The sequence below is a fragment of the Streptomyces sp. NPDC047072 genome, from assembly GCF_040643855.1.
Classification (GTDB): domain Bacteria; phylum Actinomycetota; class Actinomycetes; order Streptomycetales; family Streptomycetaceae; genus Streptomyces.
Map to the genome: position 1 here is coordinate 1 of NZ_JBEYVC010000099.1, position 19916 is coordinate 19916.

18 protein-coding genes and 1 pseudogene are annotated in these 19916 nt (G+C 70.9%); 11 read left to right on the forward strand and 8 right to left on the reverse strand.

Annotated elements, in window-relative coordinates; translation table 11 throughout:
* The 4 genes and pseudogenes from ABZ896_RS32780 to ABZ896_RS32795 all read left to right on the forward strand — a co-directional run.
* Positions 1–90 (forward strand): annotated as a pseudogene (locus ABZ896_RS32780) (ABC transporter ATP-binding protein); the annotation flags it as partial.
* Positions 91–176: 86 nt separating this feature from the next.
* A complete protein-coding gene (locus ABZ896_RS32785) occupies positions 177–1073 on the forward strand; it encodes an intradiol ring-cleavage dioxygenase (protein ID WP_360937014.1) in 897 nt (298 codons plus the stop codon).
* Positions 1074–1206: 133 nt separating this feature from the next.
* Positions 1207–2535: an MFS transporter gene (locus tag ABZ896_RS32790; protein ID WP_360937016.1), complete on the forward strand. Its 1329-nt coding sequence runs from the start codon at positions 1207–1209 to the stop codon at positions 2533–2535.
* Positions 2536–2565: 30 nt separating this feature from the next.
* Positions 2566–3513 carry an intradiol ring-cleavage dioxygenase gene (locus tag ABZ896_RS32795; protein ID WP_360937018.1) on the forward strand — a complete coding sequence of 316 codons (948 nt, stop codon included), beginning with the start codon at positions 2566–2568 and terminating at the stop codon, positions 3511–3513.
* 30 nt (positions 3514–3543) lie between these two features.
* Here the strand turns inward: ABZ896_RS32795 and ABZ896_RS32800 are convergent, their stop codons facing one another.
* The 3 genes from ABZ896_RS32800 to ABZ896_RS32810 are packed head-to-tail and all read right to left on the reverse strand — an operon-like array spanning position 3544 to position 8166.
* Positions 3544–4944, reverse strand: a complete 1401-nt coding sequence (locus tag ABZ896_RS32800) for a VCBS repeat-containing protein (protein WP_360937020.1) — start codon at positions 4942–4944, stop codon at positions 3544–3546.
* A 13-nt stretch (positions 4945–4957) separates the two neighbouring features.
* On the reverse strand, positions 4958–7660 hold the full coding sequence (locus ABZ896_RS32805; protein ID WP_360937022.1) for an FG-GAP-like repeat-containing protein: 2703 nt from the start codon (positions 7658–7660) through the stop codon (positions 4958–4960).
* 41 nt (positions 7661–7701) lie between these two features.
* Positions 7702–8166, reverse strand: a complete 465-nt coding sequence (locus tag ABZ896_RS32810) for a hypothetical protein (protein ID WP_360937024.1) — start codon at positions 8164–8166, stop codon at positions 7702–7704.
* 196 nt (positions 8167–8362) lie between these two features.
* Between ABZ896_RS32810 and ABZ896_RS32815 the strand changes: the two genes are divergently transcribed.
* The 4 genes from ABZ896_RS32815 (at position 8363) to ABZ896_RS32830 (ending at position 12247) form a co-directional block, all read left to right on the forward strand.
* Positions 8363–9037 carry a hypothetical protein gene (locus ABZ896_RS32815; protein WP_360937026.1) on the forward strand — a complete coding sequence of 225 codons (675 nt, stop codon included), beginning with the start codon at positions 8363–8365 and terminating at the stop codon, positions 9035–9037.
* A 110-nt stretch (positions 9038–9147) separates the two neighbouring features.
* Entirely contained in the window at positions 9148–9738 is a 591-nt protein-coding gene (locus ABZ896_RS32820; RefSeq protein WP_360937028.1) for a DUF4956 domain-containing protein, read from the forward strand.
* Positions 9735–10526 (forward strand): polyphosphate polymerase domain-containing protein, encoded by a 792-nt coding sequence (locus ABZ896_RS32825; protein WP_360937030.1) that lies wholly within the window; start codon positions 9735–9737, stop codon positions 10524–10526. Before ABZ896_RS32820 ends, ABZ896_RS32825 begins: the two co-directional genes overlap by 4 nt.
* Complete coding sequence (locus ABZ896_RS32830) at positions 10523–12247, forward strand: carbohydrate-binding domain-containing protein (protein WP_360937032.1); 1725 nt, start codon at positions 10523–10525, stop codon at positions 12245–12247. The genes ABZ896_RS32825 and ABZ896_RS32830 overlap by 4 nt, the downstream gene beginning before the upstream one ends.
* Here the strand turns inward: ABZ896_RS32830 and ABZ896_RS32835 are convergent.
* Positions 12229–14748 carry a VCBS repeat-containing protein gene (locus ABZ896_RS32835; RefSeq protein WP_360937034.1) on the reverse strand — a complete coding sequence of 840 codons (2520 nt, stop codon included), beginning with the start codon at positions 14746–14748 and terminating at the stop codon, positions 12229–12231. The genes ABZ896_RS32830 and ABZ896_RS32835 overlap by 19 nt on opposite strands.
* Before the next feature lie 184 nt (positions 14749–14932).
* Here ABZ896_RS32835 and ABZ896_RS32840 point away from each other — a divergent pair, with 184 nt between their 5' ends.
* Positions 14933–16279 (forward strand): polysaccharide lyase family 1 protein, encoded by a 1347-nt coding sequence (locus ABZ896_RS32840; protein WP_360937036.1) that lies wholly within the window; start codon positions 14933–14935, stop codon positions 16277–16279.
* Positions 16280–16288: 9 nt separating this feature from the next.
* On the opposite strand, the gene ABZ896_RS32845 is transcribed toward ABZ896_RS32840, so the two are convergent.
* From ABZ896_RS32845 to ABZ896_RS32860, 4 genes are all read right to left on the reverse strand, one after another.
* On the reverse strand, positions 16289–16771 hold the full coding sequence (locus ABZ896_RS32845) for a hypothetical protein (protein ID WP_360937038.1): 483 nt from the start codon (positions 16769–16771) through the stop codon (positions 16289–16291).
* A 217-nt stretch (positions 16772–16988) separates the two neighbouring features.
* The gene (locus tag ABZ896_RS32850) at positions 16989–17282 is read right to left on the reverse strand and encodes a hypothetical protein (protein ID WP_360937040.1); all 294 of its coding nucleotides are present in this window, start codon (positions 17280–17282) and stop codon (positions 16989–16991) included.
* Positions 17279–18145, reverse strand: coding sequence for a helix-turn-helix domain-containing protein (locus tag ABZ896_RS32855; protein WP_360937072.1), 867 nt, complete (start codon positions 18143–18145; stop codon positions 17279–17281). The genes ABZ896_RS32850 and ABZ896_RS32855 overlap by 4 nt, the downstream gene beginning before the upstream one ends.
* A 323-nt stretch (positions 18146–18468) precedes the next feature.
* Entirely contained in the window at positions 18469–18630 is a 162-nt protein-coding gene (locus ABZ896_RS32860; RefSeq protein WP_360937042.1) for a hypothetical protein, read from the reverse strand.
* Between the two features lie 129 nt (positions 18631–18759).
* Here ABZ896_RS32860 and ABZ896_RS32865 point away from each other — a divergent pair, with 129 nt between their 5' ends.
* On the forward strand, positions 18760–19635 hold the full coding sequence (locus ABZ896_RS32865) for a helix-turn-helix transcriptional regulator (RefSeq protein WP_360937044.1): 876 nt from the start codon (positions 18760–18762) through the stop codon (positions 19633–19635).
* Positions 19632–19844 carry a DUF397 domain-containing protein gene (locus tag ABZ896_RS32870; RefSeq protein WP_360937046.1) on the forward strand — a complete coding sequence of 71 codons (213 nt, stop codon included), beginning with the start codon at positions 19632–19634 and terminating at the stop codon, positions 19842–19844. The genes ABZ896_RS32865 and ABZ896_RS32870 overlap by 4 nt, the downstream gene beginning before the upstream one ends.
* The last annotated feature ends 72 nt before the right edge of the window (positions 19845–19916 follow it).

A 19916-nucleotide genomic window follows, 5' to 3' on the forward strand; every position in this document is an offset into this window, starting at 1 on the left:
GGCAAGTCCACGACATTGACGCTGGTCAGCGGGTTGGAGGAGCCGTCCGAGGGCGAGGTCCTGGTCGTCGGCGAGCCGGTGCGCGGGGTGGAACCGGCGTCGGTTCCGAGCCACTTTGGTTTTCACAGCTGATTCCGATGTTCCTGCCAGGGTTCTCACCTTTACGTTCCCTGTTCATGACGGACACTCAACAAACCGACAGCACAGGGAAGTTGACGCGCCGCAAGGCCGTCGCGGTGGGTGCGGGAGCGGTCGCCGCAATGGGGCTGGGGACCGGGGCCGCGGGGGCGCTGACCACGGACAGAACACCCGAGGGAAGTACGGAACCCGGGGGCGAGGCCTGCTACAAGCTCACCTCGGAGACCGTCGAGGGCCCCTACTACATCGACGCGGACAAGATCCGCCGGGATGTCACCGAGGACCGGGAGGGTATCCCGCTCGCTCTCGACCTCAAGGTGATCGACGCCGAGACCTGCCGGCCGATCAGGAACGCGGCCGTCGACATCTGGCACTGCGACGCGGTGGGCGTCTACTCCGGTTACGAGGACATGGGCAACGGCGGGGGCGGCGGACCGGCCCCCACGGAACCGCCGCCGACGGACGCCCCGACCGGCACCCCGACCGACGCCCCCACCGGCCCTCCCCCGGGCGGCGGCCACCAGGAACCCACCGACGACACCCGCTATCTGCGCGGCACCTGGAAGACCGACAAGCACGGCCGGGTCGGCTTCAGGACGGTCTTCCCGGGCTGGTACCGCGGCCGCTGCGTGCACATCCATGTCAAGGTGCATGTGGACGGCACCTGGACGGACGCCGGTTACGAGGGCGGACACGCCTGCCACACCGGCCAGTTCTTCTTCGACGAGGAGTCCGTGCTGGCCTCGGCGGAGCTGGAGCCGTACGCCTCGAACGCCGCCGAGCGCACCACGCTCGACGAGGACACGATCTATGACGGCAGCGGTACCGCGGGCGGTCTGCTGAAGTTGACGTACCGCAAGACGAACATCGGCAAGGGGGTCCGCGGCTCGATCACGGTCGGCGTGGATCCGGAGGCGACGAACGACGGCTCGTAGCGCTCCCCTTCACTGATAGTTCACATATATGGCCATGCGTCAGCCCATTGACCCGGACGGTCGCCGTCCGTAGCGTTCTCCGGGCTCAAGTACGTGACGTGTGGTCATGTATGTGAACGTCAGGGAGACAACGATGTCAGATCCCCTCGTCCCCGAGGCCGAGAGTCGCGCCGTCGGCAAGTTCCTGCGCCGCATGATGCCCCTGCTGGTCCTGATGCTCCTGGTCAACAACCTGGACCGCACCAACATCGGCTTCATCCAGGAGGACCTCCAGGCCGACGTCGGCGTCAGCGCGACCGCGTACGGGCTGGGCGCGGGGCTGTTCTTCATCGGGTACGCCCTCTTCGAGGTCCCCAGCAACATGCTCCTGGAGCGCTTCGGTGCCCGGGTCTGGCTGACCCGCATCATGATCACCTGGGGTCTGGTGATCGTGGCGATGTGCTTCATCCACAACGTGACGATGTTCTACGCGCTGCGCTTCCTGCTCGGTGTCGCGGAGGCCGGCTTCTTCCCCGGCGCGATGCTCTACATCACCCAGTGGCTTCCCGACGCGAGCCGCGGCCGGGCCACCGCGATCTTCCTGGGCGGCTCCGCGGCCGCCGGCATCGTGACCGGCCCGATCACGGGCGCCCTGCTCGAACTGCACGGGGCGGGCGGGATCGCCGGCTGGCGCTGGATGTTCGGCCTGGAGGGCACCTTCTCGGTGCTGGTCGGCATCGTCGCGGGCTTCTTCCTGGTCTCCCGGATCGAGGACGCGCGCTGGCTCGACGCCGACGAGAAGGCGGCCCTGCGCGCGGCCGTCTCGAAGGACGAGGAGGTCCGCAGCCGGGCGCCGCGGGTCTCCCGGCTCAGGCTGCTGGTGCACCCGCAGGTCCTGCTGCTGACCGGCGCGTTCTTCTCGATGACCCTCACCGGCTACGCGATCACCTTCTGGCTGCCCAGTCTGATCGAGGAGATCGGCGGGCTGTCCTCCTTCGAGGTCGGTGTCCTGTCGGCGATCCCCGCGGTCTGCTCGATGATCGCCATGTACTCGATGAGCCACTTCACCGACCGCGCCCCGGACCGCCGCCCTTACCTCGCTCTCACCCTCGTCCTGTCCGCCGTCGGCACCTACCTCGCCACCCTCGGCAACCCCTGGTTCGGCCTCGCGGCGATCACGCTGGCCGGTGTCGGCTCGAAGTGCGCGGCCACCCTGTTCTGGCCGATGGCCCAGGCCGGGCTCGACCTGAGGATCGCGGCGCCCGGCCTCGCCCTGGTCAACTCCATCGGCAACCTGGGCGGTTTCGTCTCGCCGTTCCTCTTCGGCTATCTCAAGGACACCACCGGCAGCACCAACGGCGGCCTCTACACCCTGACGGCGGCCTCGCTGCTCGCGGTGGTCGCGGCGAAGTACCTGCGGGGCGCGCGGGCGACGGCGGACCTGAAGCAGGACACAGGAAGCCACAGTCCCCTCCCACGTTGAGGACAGTCTTCTTACCTACCTTCGCTGTCCATGACGGGAAACCAGCAGGGCAACCAGCACACGGCCCACGAGCCGAAACACAAGAAGGACCTGACGCGGCGCAAGGTCGTCGTGGCGGGAGCGGGCGCGGCCGTCGCGGTGGGCGGGGGCGCGGCTCTCGCCACGGGCGCGTTCGCGGGCGAGAAGACGGGCACGGCGGCCTCCGCGAGCGGCACCTCCACCGCCGCCGAGGTCTGCTACAAGCTGACCTCGGAGACGACGGAGGGTCCCTACTACATCGACGCGGACAAGATCCGCCGGGACATCACCGAGGACAAGGAGGGCATCCCGCTGACCCTCACCCTCAAGGTGATCGACTCCGAGACCTGCAAGCCGGTGCGTAACGCGGCCGTCGACATCTGGCACTGCGACGCGCTCGGTCTCTACTCGGGCTACGAGAGCTTCTCCCAGGGCGGCGGCACCGCCCCCACCGACGCGCCCACGGACGCCCCCTCCGGCACCCCCACCGGCGAGCCGCCGTCCGGGGCGCCCTCCGGCGGCACCGGCGGTGGCGGCGGGCACGAGGAGCCGACGAGCGACACCCGCTATCTGCGCGGCACCTGGAAGACGGACAAGCACGGGCTCGTCACCTTCAAGACGATCTTCCCGGGCTGGTACCAGGGCCGTTGCGTGCACATCCACACCAAGGTGCATGTCAACGGCGAGTGGACGGACGCCGGTTACGAGGGCGGCACCACCTGCCACACCGGCCAGCTGTTCTTCGCCGAGGAGGCCGTGCTCGCCTCCGCCGAGGTCGAGCCGTACTCCACCAGCACCACCACGCGGACCACGCTCACCGAGGACACGATCTACGACCAGAGCGGCACCACGGGCGGCCTGCTGAAGCTGAAGTACAACAAGAAGAACATCGCGAAGGGCGTCCTCGGCTCCCTCACGCTGGGCGTCGACCCGGACGCGACGAACGAGGGTACGTCGTAGTCGCGTCCGGACGGACGTGAGGCGGGCTCCTCAGATCACCCAGAGGAGCCCGTTGCCGCCCAGCAGCGTGCCGTTCTGCTGGGTGAGGCCGACGGCCGCGGCCGTGAACATCTTGCTGCCGGTGGCGGTCGGCCGGGTCGAGCCGCCGGGGAGGACCCAGACCGCGCCGGCGAAGTTGTTCTCGCCGGACGCGCCGACGAACAGATCCGGCTTGCCGTCCTTGTTCACGTCGCCCACCGAGACCGTCGTACCGAAGAAGTCGTCGATCTCGGAGGCGCCCGGGACGCCCGGGGTGTCCTGGGAGAAGGTGTACGCGCCGGTTCCGAGAGCGCCCGAGGCGCGGCCCGGGATCACGGTGACATGGCCAGCGCGGTTCTTCGCGAGGTTCTCGTACGGCGATCCGACGACGATGTCCGCGAGGCCGTCCCGGTTGAGGTCGGCCACGGCCAGCGCGCCGCCGAAGGCGTCGTGCTTCTCGCTCGCGCCGGGTACGCCCGCGGTGTTCTGCGTGATCTCCACAGGCTCGGCGTCGGTCGCGATGCCGCTCGCCGAGCCGTACCAGACGAGGACACGGCCGCCCGGCTCGCCGTCGACACCGGCCTGTCGGGGCTCGTCGGGGTCGCCCACCGCGAGGTCGGCGAAGCCGTCGCCGTTGATGTCGCCCGCGGCGGTGATGAGCCCGTTCCCGCGGAGTTCCTGTACGAGGGGCAGACCGGTGTGGATCCGGCCCCCGGTCAGGTCACCGTCGCGGACGGTGGCGACGGCCGGATCGGGTTGGCCGTCCTGGTCGAAGTCACCGAGCGTAACGGACAGCACGGAGCCGGTGTTCGTGTCCAGGTAGCCGCCGCCGACCTCGCCGGCGCGGGTGAAGGGTCCCTGGAAGTGCACGGCTGCGAAACGACTGGCGATCGACAGCCGGGTCCTGGAGTCCCTTCCGGTGCTGACCGCGGCGATGTCCTGCCCGTAGCGGGGACCGGAACCCAGTGAAGGCAGGTTCGTCCCGCCCGTCAGTCCGTTCGCGCTGCCCCAGAGGACCGTCACCAGGCCGACGTCGGCGCCCTGCGGGGTGTCCTCGTCCGGTGTCCCCACCACGAGGTCGGCGTACCCGTCGCGGTTGAGGTCGGCCGTCGCCGTGGCGGCACCGAAGGCATCCCACTTCTCCGCCGCCCCCGGCACCCCCGCCGTGTTCTGCGTGATCGTCTTACGACGGCTCGCGGACAGGCCGGACGACGAGCCGTACAGCACGACCACCGCCCCCGCCGCCTCCTTGCCGGAGACGTTCGCCCCCGGCGCGGGCAGGACGGCGTCCCTGTACCCGTCGCCGTTGAAGTCCCCCGGCACACCGCCGTGGACGGCCGACGCGGGCGTGATGCCCGCCACGGTCAGGCCGGCCACCACGAGGGCGGCCAGCCCCCATCTTCGTCTCGCCATGTGAACCCCCTGTCTAGGAAACGGACTTGTAGCCCTGGAAGCCCGTCGCGATCTTCGCGCGGCCGCCGAACGACCCCTTGCCGTCACCGCTGTTGCGCCAGAGAACACCCGAGCTGTCCCGCGAGACGAGGTCCGCCCGGCCGTCGTCGGTGATGTCGCCGACGCCGACGATGACGTTGTAGGAGCCGCCCCAGGCGGAGAAGAGCTTCGTCCGCGCCCCGAACGTGCCGTTGCCCTTGCCGTAGTACCGGTAGAGGTCGTTCGCCTTGTCCTGGGCGAGGAGATCGCCGATGCCGTCGCCGTTGAGGTCGCCGACGCCCACGATCTTCTTGTACGTCTTCCAGTTGTCGTAGAGCTTCACGCGCGCGGAGAGCTTGCCCGCCGAAGTCCCCTTGTAGAGGTAGACCGTTCCGGTGGACGAGTTCCGCGCGACCAGGTCCGGGCGGCCGTCGCCGGTCACATCGCCGGGGGAGGTCAGTACGTCGTACTGGTTCCAACCGCCGGTGGAGAGCGTCGTGTACGACGTCGACGGCTTGACGACCGCCCCGCAGCCCGGCTTGTACAGGCGCAGGGCGCCACTGGCGAGGCGGACCAGGACGTCGTTGCAGCGGTCGCCGTTCAGGTCGCCGAAGGGGATCGCCCGGATCGTCGTAGGCCATCCCGAGCCGGTGGTCTTGTCGCCGAACCTGCCGGTGCCGGTGCCGGCGTGGAAGGTCAGGCCGCCCGAGCCGTTGAGGGTGAGCAGGTCGCCGCGGCCGTCCGGGCCGTCGGGGCTGTCGAAGTCGCGGTGGACCGCGGAGCCCCGCAGCAGGTAGCCGGTGCCGGAGGTGACCGTGACCGGGGCCGTGGTGCCGAGGCCGGTCGCCTTCAGGGTCCAGGTGAACTCCCCGTTGGGGAAGGGGACTCCGGCCGCGGTCTTGCCGTTCCAGTTCGTCTGCACCTGCGCCGGTGTCGCGCCGCCGGTGACCGTGCGGGTCGCCCGGCCGGTCGCGCCGCTCTGCTCCGAGGTGAAGGTCAGCGACCAGGAGGTGACCGGGCGGGAGAGCCGCCACGCGCCGGTCCAGGCCGTCGAGGAGCCGGGCTCGACGAGACTCGCGGCCTCCGCGCGGAACGCCGTCACCGCGGACGGCGTGATGCCGGTCGTGGCGACGTGCGTCTGCTCGGACGTGTCGAACCACCCGACCAGGCCCGTGTACTCGTCGACGGTCCACCGGTAGCGGCGGTCCACGGTGAGCCCGGAGTCGGGCAGGCCGGAGGCGACCACGCGCGTGGCGCCGGTCGTCGCGTCCGTCAGGACCAGCCGGTCGGCCTCGTGGTCGTGGCGGACGGTGAAGCCGTCGCCGAGCAGCACGTCACCGGGCTGGACGGCACGGGAGACGGCGGCCTTCGTGTCGTAGACGCCCGCCGAGGCGCCGTCGCACGACCAGTACACCCAGCGGCCCGCCGCCTGGAGTTCGCTCGGCACACAGCCGAGGTCCGGGACGTCGACCGTGCTGAGCGTCTTCCGCTCGGCCAGGCTGTACGAGGTCAGCCGGCCCGGGGTGGTGGTCGCGCTCCAGAGCGTCGAGCCGCTCAGGGCGGCCGCGCGCACCGAGCGCTTGAGGATCTGGCTGTAGCCGAACTCGCCGACGTACTGCGCGGGCGAGGTGCCGCCCGAGTTGTAGACCGCGTAGTCGTCGGAGACGTCGACGATCGCGCCGCCCGTGGTGCCGTAGGACAGCGTGTAGTTGGAGGAGCCGTCGTGGATCGCGGTCAGCCGGTCGGCGTTCTCCAGACCGGTGCCGCCCTCGTCGACGTCGGCGAAGGTCTCCAGGTAGACGTCCCTGGTCCGGGTGCCGGTGTTGCCCCACAGCGCCGAGCAGCCGGCGCCCGCGTACGGGCACACCGGCAGGACCGCGTCGCCCTCGGTGGCGGCCGACGCCGTCAGTACGGCGGAGCCGTCCGTGGTGAGCGTACGGACGGACGTGGTGTCCATCGTGCTCTTCGGGTTCTCCTCGGCGACCCGCAGGCTGCCGCGGCTGAGCGCGATACCGGTCTTGGCGTTCTCGTACGGCGGGATCTTGAGCAGCTTCGTCAGCCGCGGGACCCCGTCGGAGCCGGGGCTCACCCGCTGCACCCACCAGTCGGCCGCGGTGGTGCCGCCGACGACGAGCGCGTCACCGCCGGGGGTGGCCACCGGGGTGCCGGAGGCGATGGTGAGCAGGGACTTCGTGGTGCCGTCGGTCAGCGAGACGGCCTTGACGCCGGGGCCGTTGGTGAAGACCGCCCAGTCGCCCACGAGGACGGGCACGGGATCGGGGGAGACGTTGTTCTCCGTACCCGCCACCGGGACCGTCTCCTCGGCGGCGAGGTCGGCGCGCGGCTTGAGGTGCAGCCCGGCCGCCTCGGTGTACCAGCCGACGCGGTCCGCGCCGAGCACCAGCTCCGGGACCGTGGCGTCGGACAGGCCGCTGAAGACGCGGGTGAAGCGGGCCTCGGCGAAGTCGAGATAGCCGACGGAGTACGTCGTGAACGCGCCGTTGGCGTCGCGGTCCCGGTAGGCCAGCAGGGCGCCGTCCGTGTCGCCGGTGCGGCCGGTGTGCCAGGACCAGGTGCCGTCGGCGGGGTAGCCGGTGACCACGCGGTCGCGCTGCTCGCCGTCGACGAGGTCGACGAGGTGCAGGACGTAGCCGTCCAGCGTCCGCCCGTCCACGACGCCGTCGTTCTCGATGGTCACGGTCGTCTCGCCGTATGTGCCCACGCGGTCCGCGGACTGGCTCAGGTCGACCGTGCGCAGGGCGCCGCCGCCGGGGCTCCAGAGCGTGACCGGGTCGCCGTAGGTGCGGTGGGGCAGCGCGACCGTGTCGGCGCCTGTCCGAAGACGCCCGAGGCGCAGCGCGCGGCGATGTCGTAGCAGCTGGTGGTGGTCGGTGTGTAGACGCCGGTCGGGCCCTCGACGGTGACGGTGGTGCCGTCGTCGTAGTCGGTCCAGAGCAGGCCCGCGACCCTTCCCTGCCGGTGCAGGAAGCCGGTCCCGCCCGCGGCGAGCAGCTGGTCGGTGCGCCGGGTCTCGGTGTTCGGGTCGTCCAGGAGGATCTCGGTGGTGGCGGCGGTCGTGGTGGCCGCTTGTGCGCCGGAGTTCCCGTTGCCGGAGAACAGGGTGAGGAAGCCGGCCGCCAGCGCCACGGCCAGTGCGGAGACGAGCGTGGCGCGGCCGGCCCGTCTCGGGGCGTGTCTGCCCAACTGTGGGTCCATTCGTATGCGGATGAGCCTGAGTCCTATAAGTCAGCAAACCTTATAGGCAGGTAAAGGAACGGTGATCGGCGGGCATGGGGATTCCATGGGGGCCGCACAGGTTCCCCGAGGGGCCCGCACAGCGCGAAGGCGTCTCATGGAGGTCATGAGGGTCGGTTGACCTGCTGAGACGCTGGAGGAAGCGATGGGGTTCATGGTGCTGCTGGCGGTGGTGCTGATAGTCGGAGCGGCGGCCGCGGTGGTCACGCAGCGGCGGGGGCCTTCCGGTCCCACCGACACCGACACCGACACCGGCGACTTCGACGCCCGCGCCGAGGCCGAGCGCTGGGTCGAGCGGCTGGGCGGGAGCCTGTCGACCCTGTCCGGCGCGGTCGCGGACGGCGACAAGGCCGCCGCGCAGGCGCTCGCCGACGCCGACGAGCGCTACCGCGCCGCGCAGGGCCAGCTCCTCGCCGCCCACACCCCCGCGCAGTGCGCGCTGGTCACCCAGACCGCCGTGGAGGGCCTCTACTACGTCCGCGGCGCCCGCACCGCCCTCGGTCTCGACCCCGGCCCCGCCCTGCCCGACCTCGGCACGGCGACCGTCACCGCGCGGGACGGCCGGGTCACGGTCGAGGACCGCACGTACGCCGTCTCGGACCGGCCGGGCGGGGCGACGCCGTACTACTACCCGGGCGGTGTCGTCGGCGGCCGCCGCGTGCCCGGCGGCTGGTACAGCGCGCCGTGGTGGAAGACGGCGCTGGTGGCGGGCGCGGCGGGGGCGGGCGGGATGCTGCTCGCCGACGCGCTCCTCGACGGTCTGCATCACCACCCGCACGGCGGCGGCCCGTTCGGCGGCCCCTTCGACGGCATCTTCTGAACCGGCCTTCCTTTACCGCTGGTTCACCCTCGTGACTGATCCTTTACTTCTCAACTCCCTTTAAGGGAAGTCAAAGAGGTCTCACAGGCGGCTGCCGGACTGTCGTAGCCATGACCTCAACCGCCCTCCACCAGCTGGTACTTGTCGGCTGCGACCTCGCCGCCGTCACCGTCCTCGCCTTCGCCGTGTACTTCCCCCGCCACCACCGCCGGGACCTGGTCGCGGCCTTCCTCGGGGTGAACGTCGGTGTGCTCGCCGTGGCGATGACGCTCAGCTCGGCGTCGGTCGGGATCGGCCTGGGGATGGGCCTGTTCGGGGTGCTGTCGATCATCCGGCTGCGGTCCCACGAGATCGCCCAGCACGAGATCGCCTACTACTTCTCCGCCCTCGCCGTCGGCCTGCTGAGCGGCCTCCCCGCCGAGGCCGGCCCGCTCACCGTGAGCCTGACCCTCCTGGTCCTCGCCGCCCTCTACGTCGGCGACCACCCCCGGCTCTTCCCCCGCCACCGCCAGCGCACCCTGCGCCTCGACTCCGCCCACACCGACGAGGACGCGCTCCGCGCCCACCTCGAAGTCCTGCTCGGCGGACGGGTGGTGAACCTCTCGGTGCAGACCATCGACCTCGTCAACGACACGACCCTGGTGGAGGTCCGCTACGTCGTCCCCGTCGACGCGCGAGCGGGCCGGGAGGTGCGGGTGTGACCGCGCTGGACTCCCTCGGCACGGCCGTCGGCACCCTCGCGCCCATCGGCCTCGGCGAACTCGTGGCCCGCGCCGAGCTGTTGACCCGCTTCGACCGCAAGTACGTCGTCCCGGTCGCCGACCTGCCCTTCGTCTTCGGCGGTCTGGAGGAGGACGTACAGGTCCTGGAGATCGACGGCGAGCGGCAGTTCGGCTACCGCTCGCTGTACTTCGACACCCCCGAGCTGCACGGCTACCTGGGCGCCGCCCGCCGTCGCCGCAGACGCTTCAAGCTCCGCATCCGCACCTACCTCGACTCCGACGAGCACTTCGTCGAGGTCAAGACCCGCGGCCCACGGGGTACGACGATCAAGCACCGGATGCCCTACGGCGGTGAGGTGGGCCAACTCGACGGCGACGCGCGGGCGTTCGCGGACGCCGTACTCGCCGGGGCCGGCATCGACGCCACCGGCCTGCGCTTCGTGCCGACCCTGCGCACGACCTACCGGCGCAGCACCCTCTTCCTCCCCGCCACCGCGAGCCGCCTGACCGTCGACACCGCGCTCACCTGGAGCCTGCCGGACGGCAGCGCGGCCCTGCGCACCAACGACCGGGCGGTCGTGGAGACCAAGGCGGGGCGGGCGGGGTGTGCCGCGGACCGGCTGATGTGGTCGCTGAAGCACCGGCCGTGCCCGGTGTCGAAGTACGGCACGGGTCTCGCCGCGCTCCGGCCCGAACTGCCCGCGCACCGGTGGCTGCCGGTGCTGCGGCGCCACTTTCCGACCGCGCTCGACGGGAGTCCCGTATGAGAACCGTCCGTTTGAAGGCCGTTGGCACGCTGGTCGTGGTGGCGGCCGCGCTCGCCGGGTGCACGTCCTCCTCCGACTCCTCCGATTCCGGTGCGTCCGGCGGGAGTTCGTCGGCCACGGCCGTGGAGGGCGCGGTGAGCGCCGCGGCCGTCCTCGCCGACGACAAGGAGACGCACACCGCCGAGACCTGGGACGAGGGCGACGTGCGGGACATCGCGCTCGACGGCGACTCGGTGACGGTGACGAAGGAGGGCATCTACCGGCTCAGCGGCGAGCTCACCGACGGGCGGGTCGTGGTCAACGTCCCTGAAGGCAAGGTGACGTTGATCCTGGACGGCGTCGACATCACGGCGTCCTCGGGCCCGGCGATCGAGGCGGCCGAGGTCGACGAGCTGACGGTCGTGCTGGCCGACGGGAGCGCGAACACGGTCACCTCTTCGGGAGAGGGCGTGGACAGTGCGGGTGACCTCACGATCACGGGCGGCGGCTCGCTCGCCGTGCACGCCGGTGCGGGCGACGGCATCGCGAGCGGTGACGGGCTGGTCGTCGACTCCGGTTCCGTCTCCGTCGAGGCCGCCGACGACGGCATCCGCGGCAAGGACTATCTCGTCGTGAACGGCGGGAGGATCACCGTCACTTCGGGCGGCGACGGGCTGAAGTCCGACAACTCCGAGGAGGCGGACGCCGGTTACCTCGCGGTGCGCGGCGGCACGGTGAAGGTGACCAGCGGGGGCGACGGGGTGGACGCGGCGACGGACCTGGTGGTGACGGGGGGTGTGCTGGGGGTCGTCAGCAAGGTGAGTGCGGGTGACGACTCCTCCGCGCACGGGCTCAAGGCCGGGGTGATCGCCGTACTGGAGGGCGGGACGGTCGGTGTCGAGGCCGCCGCGGACGCCGTGCACACGGCTGCGGCCGTCCACTTCAACGGGGCGGACGTCACCCTCGCGGCCGGGGACGACGGGGTGCACGCGGAGGGCGATCTCGTCGTCAGCAAGGGCGAGTTGGAGATCACGACGTCCAACGAGGGGCTGGAGGGCAAGGACATCCTGGTGCGGGGCGGGAGCGCGACGGTCACGTCGAACGACGACGGGGTCAACGCGTCGGGCAGCGAGGGGAGTTCGGGAGGTCAGGGCCGTGGTCCCGGCGGCGGCCCGGGCGGCGGTGGCGAGGGTGCCGGAGACTACACGGCCCGTGTCACCGGCGGCACGCTCGTCGTGAACGCCGAGGGCGACGGCTTCGACTCCAACGGCACCGCCGAGATCACGGGCGGCACCGTCGTCGTCAACGGACCCCAGCGGGGCGGCAATGGAGCCCTCGACGTGAACGGAAGTTTCACGGTCAGCGGCGGCCTGCTGCTGGCGTCCGGCAGCGCGGGCATGGTCGTGGCACCGGACACCGAGTCCGCGCAGGGCTGGCTCTCGGCGACCCTCGACTCCTCCGTAGACGCGGGCACGACCCTGCACATCGTCTCCGCGGCCGGCGAGGTCGTCGCCTCGTACGTCACCTCGAAGACCATCCAGAACGTCGTCTACTCGGGCGAGGAGATCGAGAAGGGCGCCACGTACACGGTGTACGCGGGCGGCAGCGTCTCCGGCGGAACCACCGGCGGCCTCGCGGAACCGGGCGAGCTGGGCTCCGCCGAGAAGATCGCCACGGTCACGGCGGGCGAGGCCCCGGAAGGAGGCTTCGGCCCGCCGGGAGGTCACGACACGGACTTGTAGCCCTGGAAGCCGGTGGCGATCTTCACGCGGCCGCCGAACGACCCCTTGCCGTCACCGCTGTTGCGCCAGAGGACACCCGCACTGTCCCTCGACACGAGGTCCGCCCGACCGTCCCCGGTGATGTCCCCGACACCGACGATCACGTTGTACGACCCACCCCACGCACCGAACACCTTCACCCGCGCCCCGAACGTCCCGTTGCCCTTGCCGTAGTACCGGTACAGGTTGTTCGCCTTGTCCTGCGCGACCAGATCGCCGATGCCGTCACCGTTCAGGTCCCCGACCCCGACGACCTTCTTGTACGTCTTCCAGTTGTCGTACAGCTTCACCCGCGCCGACAGCTTCCCCGCCGACGTCCCCTTGTACAGGTACACCGCACCGGTGGAGCTGTTGCGCGCGATCAGATCCGGACGCCCGTCCTTGGTCACGTCACCGGGCGCGGTCAGCACGTCGTACTGGTTCCAACCGCCCGTGGAGAGCGTCGTGTACGACGTCGACGGCTTCACCGCGGCCCCGCACCCCGGCTTGTACAGCCGAAGCGCCCCGCTGCTCAACCGCACCAGCACGTCATTGCAGCGATCCCCGCTCAGGTCCCCGAACGGGATCGCCTTGACGGACGTCGGCCACCCGCTGCCGCTCACCTTCCCGGAGAACGCCCCCTTCCCCGTGCCCAGTTGGAAGGTCAGGGCGCCGGACGAGTTGAGGGTGAGGAGGTCCCCGGTGCCGTCCGGGGTGGCCGAGGCGCCGCCGAAGTCCCGGGCGACGGCCGCGCCGCCGGTGACGGTGACCGTGCCGGAGGCCAGCTTCACGGCCGAAGCCGCGCCCTCCTGGGTGGCGTGCAGGGTCCAGGCCAGCGGGCCGTTGGGGGCGTAACCCCCGGATGCCGTACGGCCGTTCCAGCTCGCGGCGACCTTGAGGTCGGCGGCCGTGCCGGTGAGCGTGCGGACGGTCCGGCCGGCCCGGTCCGTGAGGGCCAGCGACCAGGACGAGGTGGGTCGGCTCAGTGTCCAGGTGGGCGCCCAGGCGGTGCTGGCGGCGGTGGTGCCCTTGAGCGGGGCGGACGCCGGGACCGAGGAGGTGCCGACGGCGAGGGCGGGCCAGGCCGTACGGCTGCCGAACAGCCGCCAGTTGGCGCCGGAGCTGGTGGCGCCCGAGAAGACGGCGGAGGCCTCGCCGTCCGCACCGACGCTGACCTGGCCGAGGACGTAGGCGAACGACGAGCCCGGCAGCTCCGCCGGGGCACTCCACCGGCCGTCGCTGCGCACGGACTCCACCAGCGCCCGCTCGCCGCCGACGTCCTGCGGCCACAGCGCGTGCACCGTGCCGTCCGCGCCGATGGCGGCGTCCCAGGCCTCCGGCACGTACGACGTCGACAGCGTCTGCGGCGCCGACCAGGTGCCGGTGTCGGCCTCGCGGGTGGCGGTGCGGGTGCTGAACGTCGAGGTGTAGTCGACCCAGACGAGGGTGACGTCGCCGTCCGGGGCGACGAGCGGTTCGGGGGTGTCGGCGAGGTTGTCGACGGCGGTCACCGTCTCGGGCGCGGCCCAGGTGCCGTCGGCGCCGCGGGTGGCGGTGAACAGGCTCTGGTCCTCGGACTCGTCGGTGCCCAGGTAGGCGACGGTCACGGAACCGTCGGGGTCGGCGCTCGCCTCGGGGTTGCTGATCGACTGGTAGCTCGGGCTCGCGGCGGAGGGGCTGCTCCACGCGGTGGCCCCGGCCGCGCGGGTGACCGTACGCACCGAGGCGGACGGGCCGTCCGTCTGCTTGTACACGACGACGGTGGTGCCGTCGGCGGTGACGGTGACGCTCGGCTCGTAGGCGGCGTCGGCGCCCTCCGCGGCCGCGTCGCTGAGCCGGACGGGCGCGGACCAGGTGCCGTCGGCGGCGCGGGTGGCCGTGCGGACCTCCCACGGGGCGCTGGAGTTCGACGACTTGGCGCCCCACACCGCGGTGAGCGTTCCGTCGGGGGCCTCGGCGAGGTCGACGCCGCCGTCGCCCCAGTTGGCGTCGGTCCCGGCCAGCTCGACCGGCGTGGACCAGGCCGTGTGGTCCGCGGCGAGCACGGAGCTGACGACCCGGCTGTCGAAGGGCCCGGAACCGGGTGCGGTGGCGTCCGGATACTCCGTCCACAGCGCGGTGACCGTGCCGTCGGCCGAGGCGTGCAGCTGTACGGCGCCGCCCTCGTCCGGGGTGGTGGTGAGCGCCGTCGGGGTGCCCCAGGTGTCGCCGCCGGCGGGCCGTACGGCGGCGTACAGCGTGCGCTCGGCGCTGCCGGCGCTCGCGAACTGGTTCCACACCGCGACGGCCGAGCCGTCGGCGGCGGTGACGAGGTCCTTCACCGAGGTGGAGACGTCGGTGCCGGTGACGGCGGTGGCCGTGGTCCAGGGGACGGCCGGGGCCGCCACGGCGGTCGTCGGCAGGACGGCACCGCCCGCCAGGGTCAGTGCCACCGAGGAGATCGCGACCGCCAGACGGCGGCGCGACAGGGCGTATCTGCCCACGTGAGTGTCCCTCCCTGCGAGGGACCCCCGCCCTCGCACAAGTGAGCGGACTTTAACAGGGCCCTCGGACAAGTCGATCTCATGGGCAACCCTTCGCGGACCAGCGGCAACTGAGGGGTCGTAAGCACCTTCACGGGTGCTTCACCCACCGCTCCAGTCGTACAGATTCGTAAGGACTCCCCCTGTGGCATCCCCCTCGCACCGCCGGTCCCTCCGCAAGCGCCGCGTCCTCGTCTCCGCCGCCGCCGTGGCCGCCGCCGGGCTCGGTGCCTCGTACTTCGTGATGAACGCGAACGCCGGCACCGTAGACCTGTATCACCAGACGCTCGCCGCCAAGGACGGCTGGGCGTCCTCCGGTTCGGGGACGACCGGTGGCACGAAGGCCGACTCGGCGCACACCTTCACCGTCTCCACGCGCGCGCAGCTCGTGAAGGCGCTGGGCTCGGCCTCCGACACCACCCCGCGGATCATCAAGGTCAAGGGCACGATCGACGCCAACACCGACGACTCCGGCAAGAAGGTGAGCTGCGCCGACTACGCGTCGGGCACGGGCTACTCGCTCACGTCGTACCTCAAGGCGTACGACCCCTCGACGTACGGCCGCTCCAAGCTGCCCTCGGGCACGCAGGAGAAGGCGCGCGCGGCCGCCCAGAAGAAGCAGGCGGCCCAGATCGTGTTCAAGGTGCCCGCGAACACGTCGATCGTCGGCGTGCCCGGCACCAAGGCCGGCATCACCGGCGGCATGCTCCAGATCCAGAACGTGGACAACGTCATCGTCCGCAACCTCGCCTTCGCCGCCACCGAGGACTGCTTCCCGCAGTGGGACCCGACCGACGGCGACGACGGCAACTGGAACTCCAACTACGACTCGGTGACGCTGCGCGGCGCGACCCATGTCTGGGCGGACCACAACACGTTCACGGACGCGCCGCACCTGGACTCCGCGAACCCGAAGTACTACGGCCGCGAGTACCAGATCCACGACGGCGCGCTCGACATCACCAAGAGCTCCGACCTGGTGACGGTCTCCCGCAACCAGTTCACCAACCACGACAAGACGACGCTGATCGGCAGCAGCGACAGCGAGCCGAGCGGCAAGCTGCGCGTCTCGATCCACCACAACGTCTACAAGGGGATAGTCCAGCGCGCCCCGCTGGCCCGGGTCGGCCAGGTCGACATCTACAACAACTACTACGACGTCACGCCGCTGAACGGCTACGCGCTGCAGTACAGCATCAATTCGCGCGCCAAGGCGCAGGTGGTCGTCGCGAACAACTACTGGAAGGTGCCGTCCTCCGTGAAGGTGTCGAAGCTGCTCTCCGGTGACGGCACGGGCGCGATCAAGGGCAGCGGCAACCTGGTCAACGGCACGACGACGGACCTCGTGGCCGCGTACAACGCCGCGTCCTCGAAGGACCTGAAGACGAGCGTCAACTGGACGCCGACGCTGACGTCGGCGCTGGAGTCGGCGGCCGCGGCGAAGAACCTGCCCACGACGCTGGCGACGACGACGGGCGCCGGCGTCCTGTAGCAGGGGTCCTCATGTGTCGTACCGGCCGTCCCAGGGGGCGCCGAAGCCGAGGTGGTCCGGGTAGAGCTCGGCCCACGCCTCGCCGTCCTCCTCCTCGGCCACCAGGCCGAACAGCACACCGTCCACGGTGAGCTGGAAGGGCCGGATCGCGATGTCGGTGTAGGTGCGGCGGGGCAGGCTGCGCAGCCGCGTCGCCAGATGGGCGCGGGCCCGGGCGAGTACCGGGTTCGTGCCCTCCGGGGCGCCGCTCTGCTGTGCCTCGGCCCAGGTACCGGCACACCAGATCTCGGAGTCGCGGTAGCGGCCCTCGGCGTCGAAGGTGTGCAGCACGGAGTAGAGCCGTTTGTGCTCTTCCCAGCCCGCGTCGAGCCGGAAGCCTTTGGGAAAGGCGTAGGTGATCGACCCCAGGAACTGCCCGTCCGAGTACCGCCCGATGGCTTCGGTCCGGCCGTGCGGTTCGTAGGCGATCGCTATGACCTCAGGGACTGCCATGGCGCAAACCATACGTATGCGGCGTGGCAATATCCCCCACTTGCCGATGAGGAGACCATCGACCTCCCGGAAGATTCACGGGGGGACGCGTGATCTCCACAACCCGGACGGGCCGCTCTGACGAGCTCATCTGCTCTGCTTGCCACTCCGGCGAGGAATTCGGGGGATGCTGTTCGGGCGGCTTCCTCCGCTCCGAAGACGTACTCCCACTTCCACCTCAACCGCGTACTGCCTTCATGGCTTCGTCCAGTACGGCGGTCATTTCCCAGCTCCGTACGGGACTCAGGGACTCCCACTCGACAGCCTTGGCGAAGGCCTCGTCCTTCGTGGCCTGCATCTCTTCCAGGCGGGTCGGCGCCACGACAGCGAGAGCCGCGCGCAAGGCATCAGGGGTCTGCTCGGGGCGCGGGATCAGTTCGCGTCCGTGGTCGGCCAGTGCGCTCATGGTGTCGTCCAGGAGTACCTCCGCCAGGGTATCCGGGCCGACAGCGGTGAGGGCTCGCATGCTCATACGGTCTCCTGCAGGTCGGCTCGGCAGTCGCGGCAGCGGCCGGGGGCGGGGGCTCGGAAGACGCGGGTGCAGCCGTCGCAGGTCTGGAAGGGGTGTCTGGGCTCCGGTACCGGTGGCGCCGGGGGCCGGGGCGGTGGCAGGGGTGGGAGCTGCGCGGTCAGCCGGTGGGCGAGGAAGGCGGCCGGGCGGATCAGGGGCTCCAGCGGCAGGTTCGCGGCCAGTGCGCGGCTGACGGCGCCGAGGCTGACGTCGCGCTCCAGCCAGGCGGCGACGCCGGGGGCGAGGTGCTCGGCGTCGGTGGCGGACAGGAGGAGACGGGGGTCGCGGCGGCGGAGACCGGCGAGGACGTCGACGGCTGCCTGGAGAAGGGCGGGGGAGGTGTACCCGGGCTGCGGTACGGCGGGCAGGCGCTTGCGAGGGGGTGGCTTGTCCGGTGCCGGGCGGCGGGCTGGCCTGCCCGAGGTCTCCGTCGGAGCGGTCCGGTGTCCGGGCCGGTTGCGGGAGACGGTGCGGGTGACGACGTGACCGGCGGGCGTGCGCTCCTGGACGCGGCTCAGATAGCCGTGGGCCTCCAGCTCGCGCAGGGCGGCGGCGATGCGGGTGGGGCCCTCGGGGAAGCGACGGGCGAGCGTCTTGATGTCCACGGCGGTGCCCTGCCGGACGGATTGGATGTAGCACGCCAAGCCGATGGCGAGCAGCGACAACTCCTCGTGCTGGACGAGGTGGTTGCCGACCACCGTGAAGCTCTCGGTGTGGCGGACGTTGTCGTGGACCACGCCGGAGTGCGGTCGCGCGTGGGGGTGGTTTTTGCCCGGGATACGGGACTGGGCGCGCGAGGGCGCACTAGGATTTTCGATGTCCATCGGGAAGTCGTTCTCTTCCTCGGTGGTCAGGCCCTCGCACTGGGATGCCAGTCCCGGCGAGGGCCGTCGCATGTCTGGGGTGGTGCCTTGTCGCGCTGATCGTAGGGCACTCAACCGACCCGAAATCCAGCCGAGTTGGGCATATTCACTCTGCCGAGTGAGTTCGCCCGGCGGGAGGGAGGGGTGGGGCTTGGTGGGGTGCTTTCTCCCTGGTGGGTGGTTCATAGGGAGCGCAGGTCGGACCGGAGTATGAGGACTCAGGCTTCGGTGCGTGGCGCTCGGATCGTCGACGGGTCGGGCCACGCACGCGGTCGGGAGATGGATCACAGTCCTGAGTGCTCCCGCTCTTCGAGGACATCGAAGTCGAGGAACGCGTCGGCGTTCTCCTGGAGCCAGCGCAGCGCCCGGGCCCGGTCGTCCGTGTTGATCGGCGCCGGTGTCGTCAGCGCGTGGTCGATGGTGTCCGGTTTCGTCGTCCTGGACATGTGATCTCCCGTGAGCAGAGCGCCGGTTCGCACAGCGACTGTCCAGGCATTGTCCAGGAGTGTCCGGACTGTCCGGTAGGCGTGTGCGGGTAGGGGTGTTGCGGCACGGTCGTACGACGGAGGGGCGGGATGTCGGTGGACGCGGTGGCGGGACGGCTCAGGACCGAGGCGGACGAGCCGGGTTGGGAGGTGGATCCGGACGACGACTGGGGACTGGCCGTACTCGCCACGGTGGGACGGCAGTTGAGGCTGCGGCGGGAGGCCGTGGGGATGCGGGTGCCCGACTTCGGGGAAGCGGTCGGGTACGGCGAGGACATGGTCTACAAGATCGAGGCGGGGAAGCGGATTCCCAGGCAGGAGTATCTGGACCGGTCCGACGAGGTGTTGGGCGCGGGCGGACTGATCTCGGCGTCCTGGGAGGACGTGAAGAAGGTCCGATACCCGAAGAAGGTGCGGGACCTGGCGACGATGGAGGAGAAGGCGGTCGAGATCGGGGTGTACGTGTGCAGCAGCATCCCCGGTCTGCTCCAGACGCCCGACCATGCACGGGCGTTGCTGGGATCGTGGCTGCCGGTCTACTCGCCCGAGGACCTGGAGCGACGCGTGGCCGCGCGGATGGCCCGGCAGTCGGTCTACGAACGCTCGCCCGCTCCCACCCTCGCCTTCGTCCTGGAAGAGGCGACGCTGCACCGCGGGGTTGGAGGCACAATGGTGCGGCGACAGCAGTTCGAACGTCTGCTGGAGGTGGGGCGGTTGCCCAACGTCACGCTTCAGGTGATGCCGTTGGACAGCCCACCGCATCCGGGCATGAGCGGGAGGATCGAGTTGCTGAAGTTCGAGGACGGCACGGCCGTCGGACGCTGCGACGGAGCGTTCAACGGCCGCCCGGTCTCGGACCTGAGGGAACTGCGGATCCTTGAGCTGCGATACGGCACCATCCGGGCCCAGGCTCTTCCCCCGGGGGAGTCGGCGGCCCTCATCGAGCGACTGCTGGGAGAAACATGATCCGCAAGCCCGCTGCCGGTGACGCCTCCGAGCCGGCGTGGTTCAAGAGCAGTTACAGCGACGGCCCCGACGGTGACTCCTGCGTCGAGGTCGCCACCACCTCCGTCACCGTCCACGTCCGCGACTCCAAGTACCGCGACGCCGGCCCCCGCCTCGCGCTGGCGCCGGAGGCGTGGGCGGGCTTCGTGGCTTACGCGTCGGAAAGCTGACGCCGTCTGTTGCGCGCGGTTTGTGTAGATCCAATCTACGTAGATTGGATCTACATCCTTCGCGGTGTGCGC

Bases quoted from the DNA above. Each gene is read 5' to 3' on its own strand.
- ABZ896_RS32870 (WP_360937046.1), top strand. From the start codon at position 19,632: ATGATCCGCAAGCCCGCTGCCGGTGACGCCTCCGAGCCGGCGTGGTTC.
- ABZ896_RS32855 (WP_360937072.1), bottom strand. From the start codon at position 18,145: ATGGACATCGAAAATCCTAGTGCGCCCTCGCGCGCCCAGTCCCGTATC.
- ABZ896_RS32815 (WP_360937026.1), top strand. From the start codon at position 8,363: ATGGGGTTCATGGTGCTGCTGGCGGTGGTGCTGATAGTCGGAGCGGCG.
- ABZ896_RS32790 (WP_360937016.1), top strand. From the start codon at position 1,207: ATGTCAGATCCCCTCGTCCCCGAGGCCGAGAGTCGCGCCGTCGGCAAG.
- ABZ896_RS32860 (WP_360937042.1), bottom strand. From the start codon at position 18,630: ATGTCCAGGACGACGAAACCGGACACCATCGACCACGCGCTGACGACA.
- ABZ896_RS32850 (WP_360937040.1), bottom strand. From the start codon at position 17,282: ATGAGCATGCGAGCCCTCACCGCTGTCGGCCCGGATACCCTGGCGGAG.
- ABZ896_RS32820 (WP_360937028.1), top strand. From the start codon at position 9,148: ATGACCTCAACCGCCCTCCACCAGCTGGTACTTGTCGGCTGCGACCTC.
- ABZ896_RS32865 (WP_360937044.1), top strand. From the start codon at position 18,760: ATGTCGGTGGACGCGGTGGCGGGACGGCTCAGGACCGAGGCGGACGAG.
- ABZ896_RS32785 (WP_360937014.1), top strand. From the start codon at position 177: ATGACGGACACTCAACAAACCGACAGCACAGGGAAGTTGACGCGCCGC.
- ABZ896_RS32845 (WP_360937038.1), bottom strand. From the start codon at position 16,771: ATGGCAGTCCCTGAGGTCATAGCGATCGCCTACGAACCGCACGGCCGG.
- ABZ896_RS32795 (WP_360937018.1), top strand. From the start codon at position 2,566: ATGACGGGAAACCAGCAGGGCAACCAGCACACGGCCCACGAGCCGAAA.
- ABZ896_RS32800 (WP_360937020.1), bottom strand. From the start codon at position 4,944: ATGGCGAGACGAAGATGGGGGCTGGCCGCCCTCGTGGTGGCCGGCCTG.
- ABZ896_RS32830 (WP_360937032.1), top strand. From the start codon at position 10,523: ATGAGAACCGTCCGTTTGAAGGCCGTTGGCACGCTGGTCGTGGTGGCG.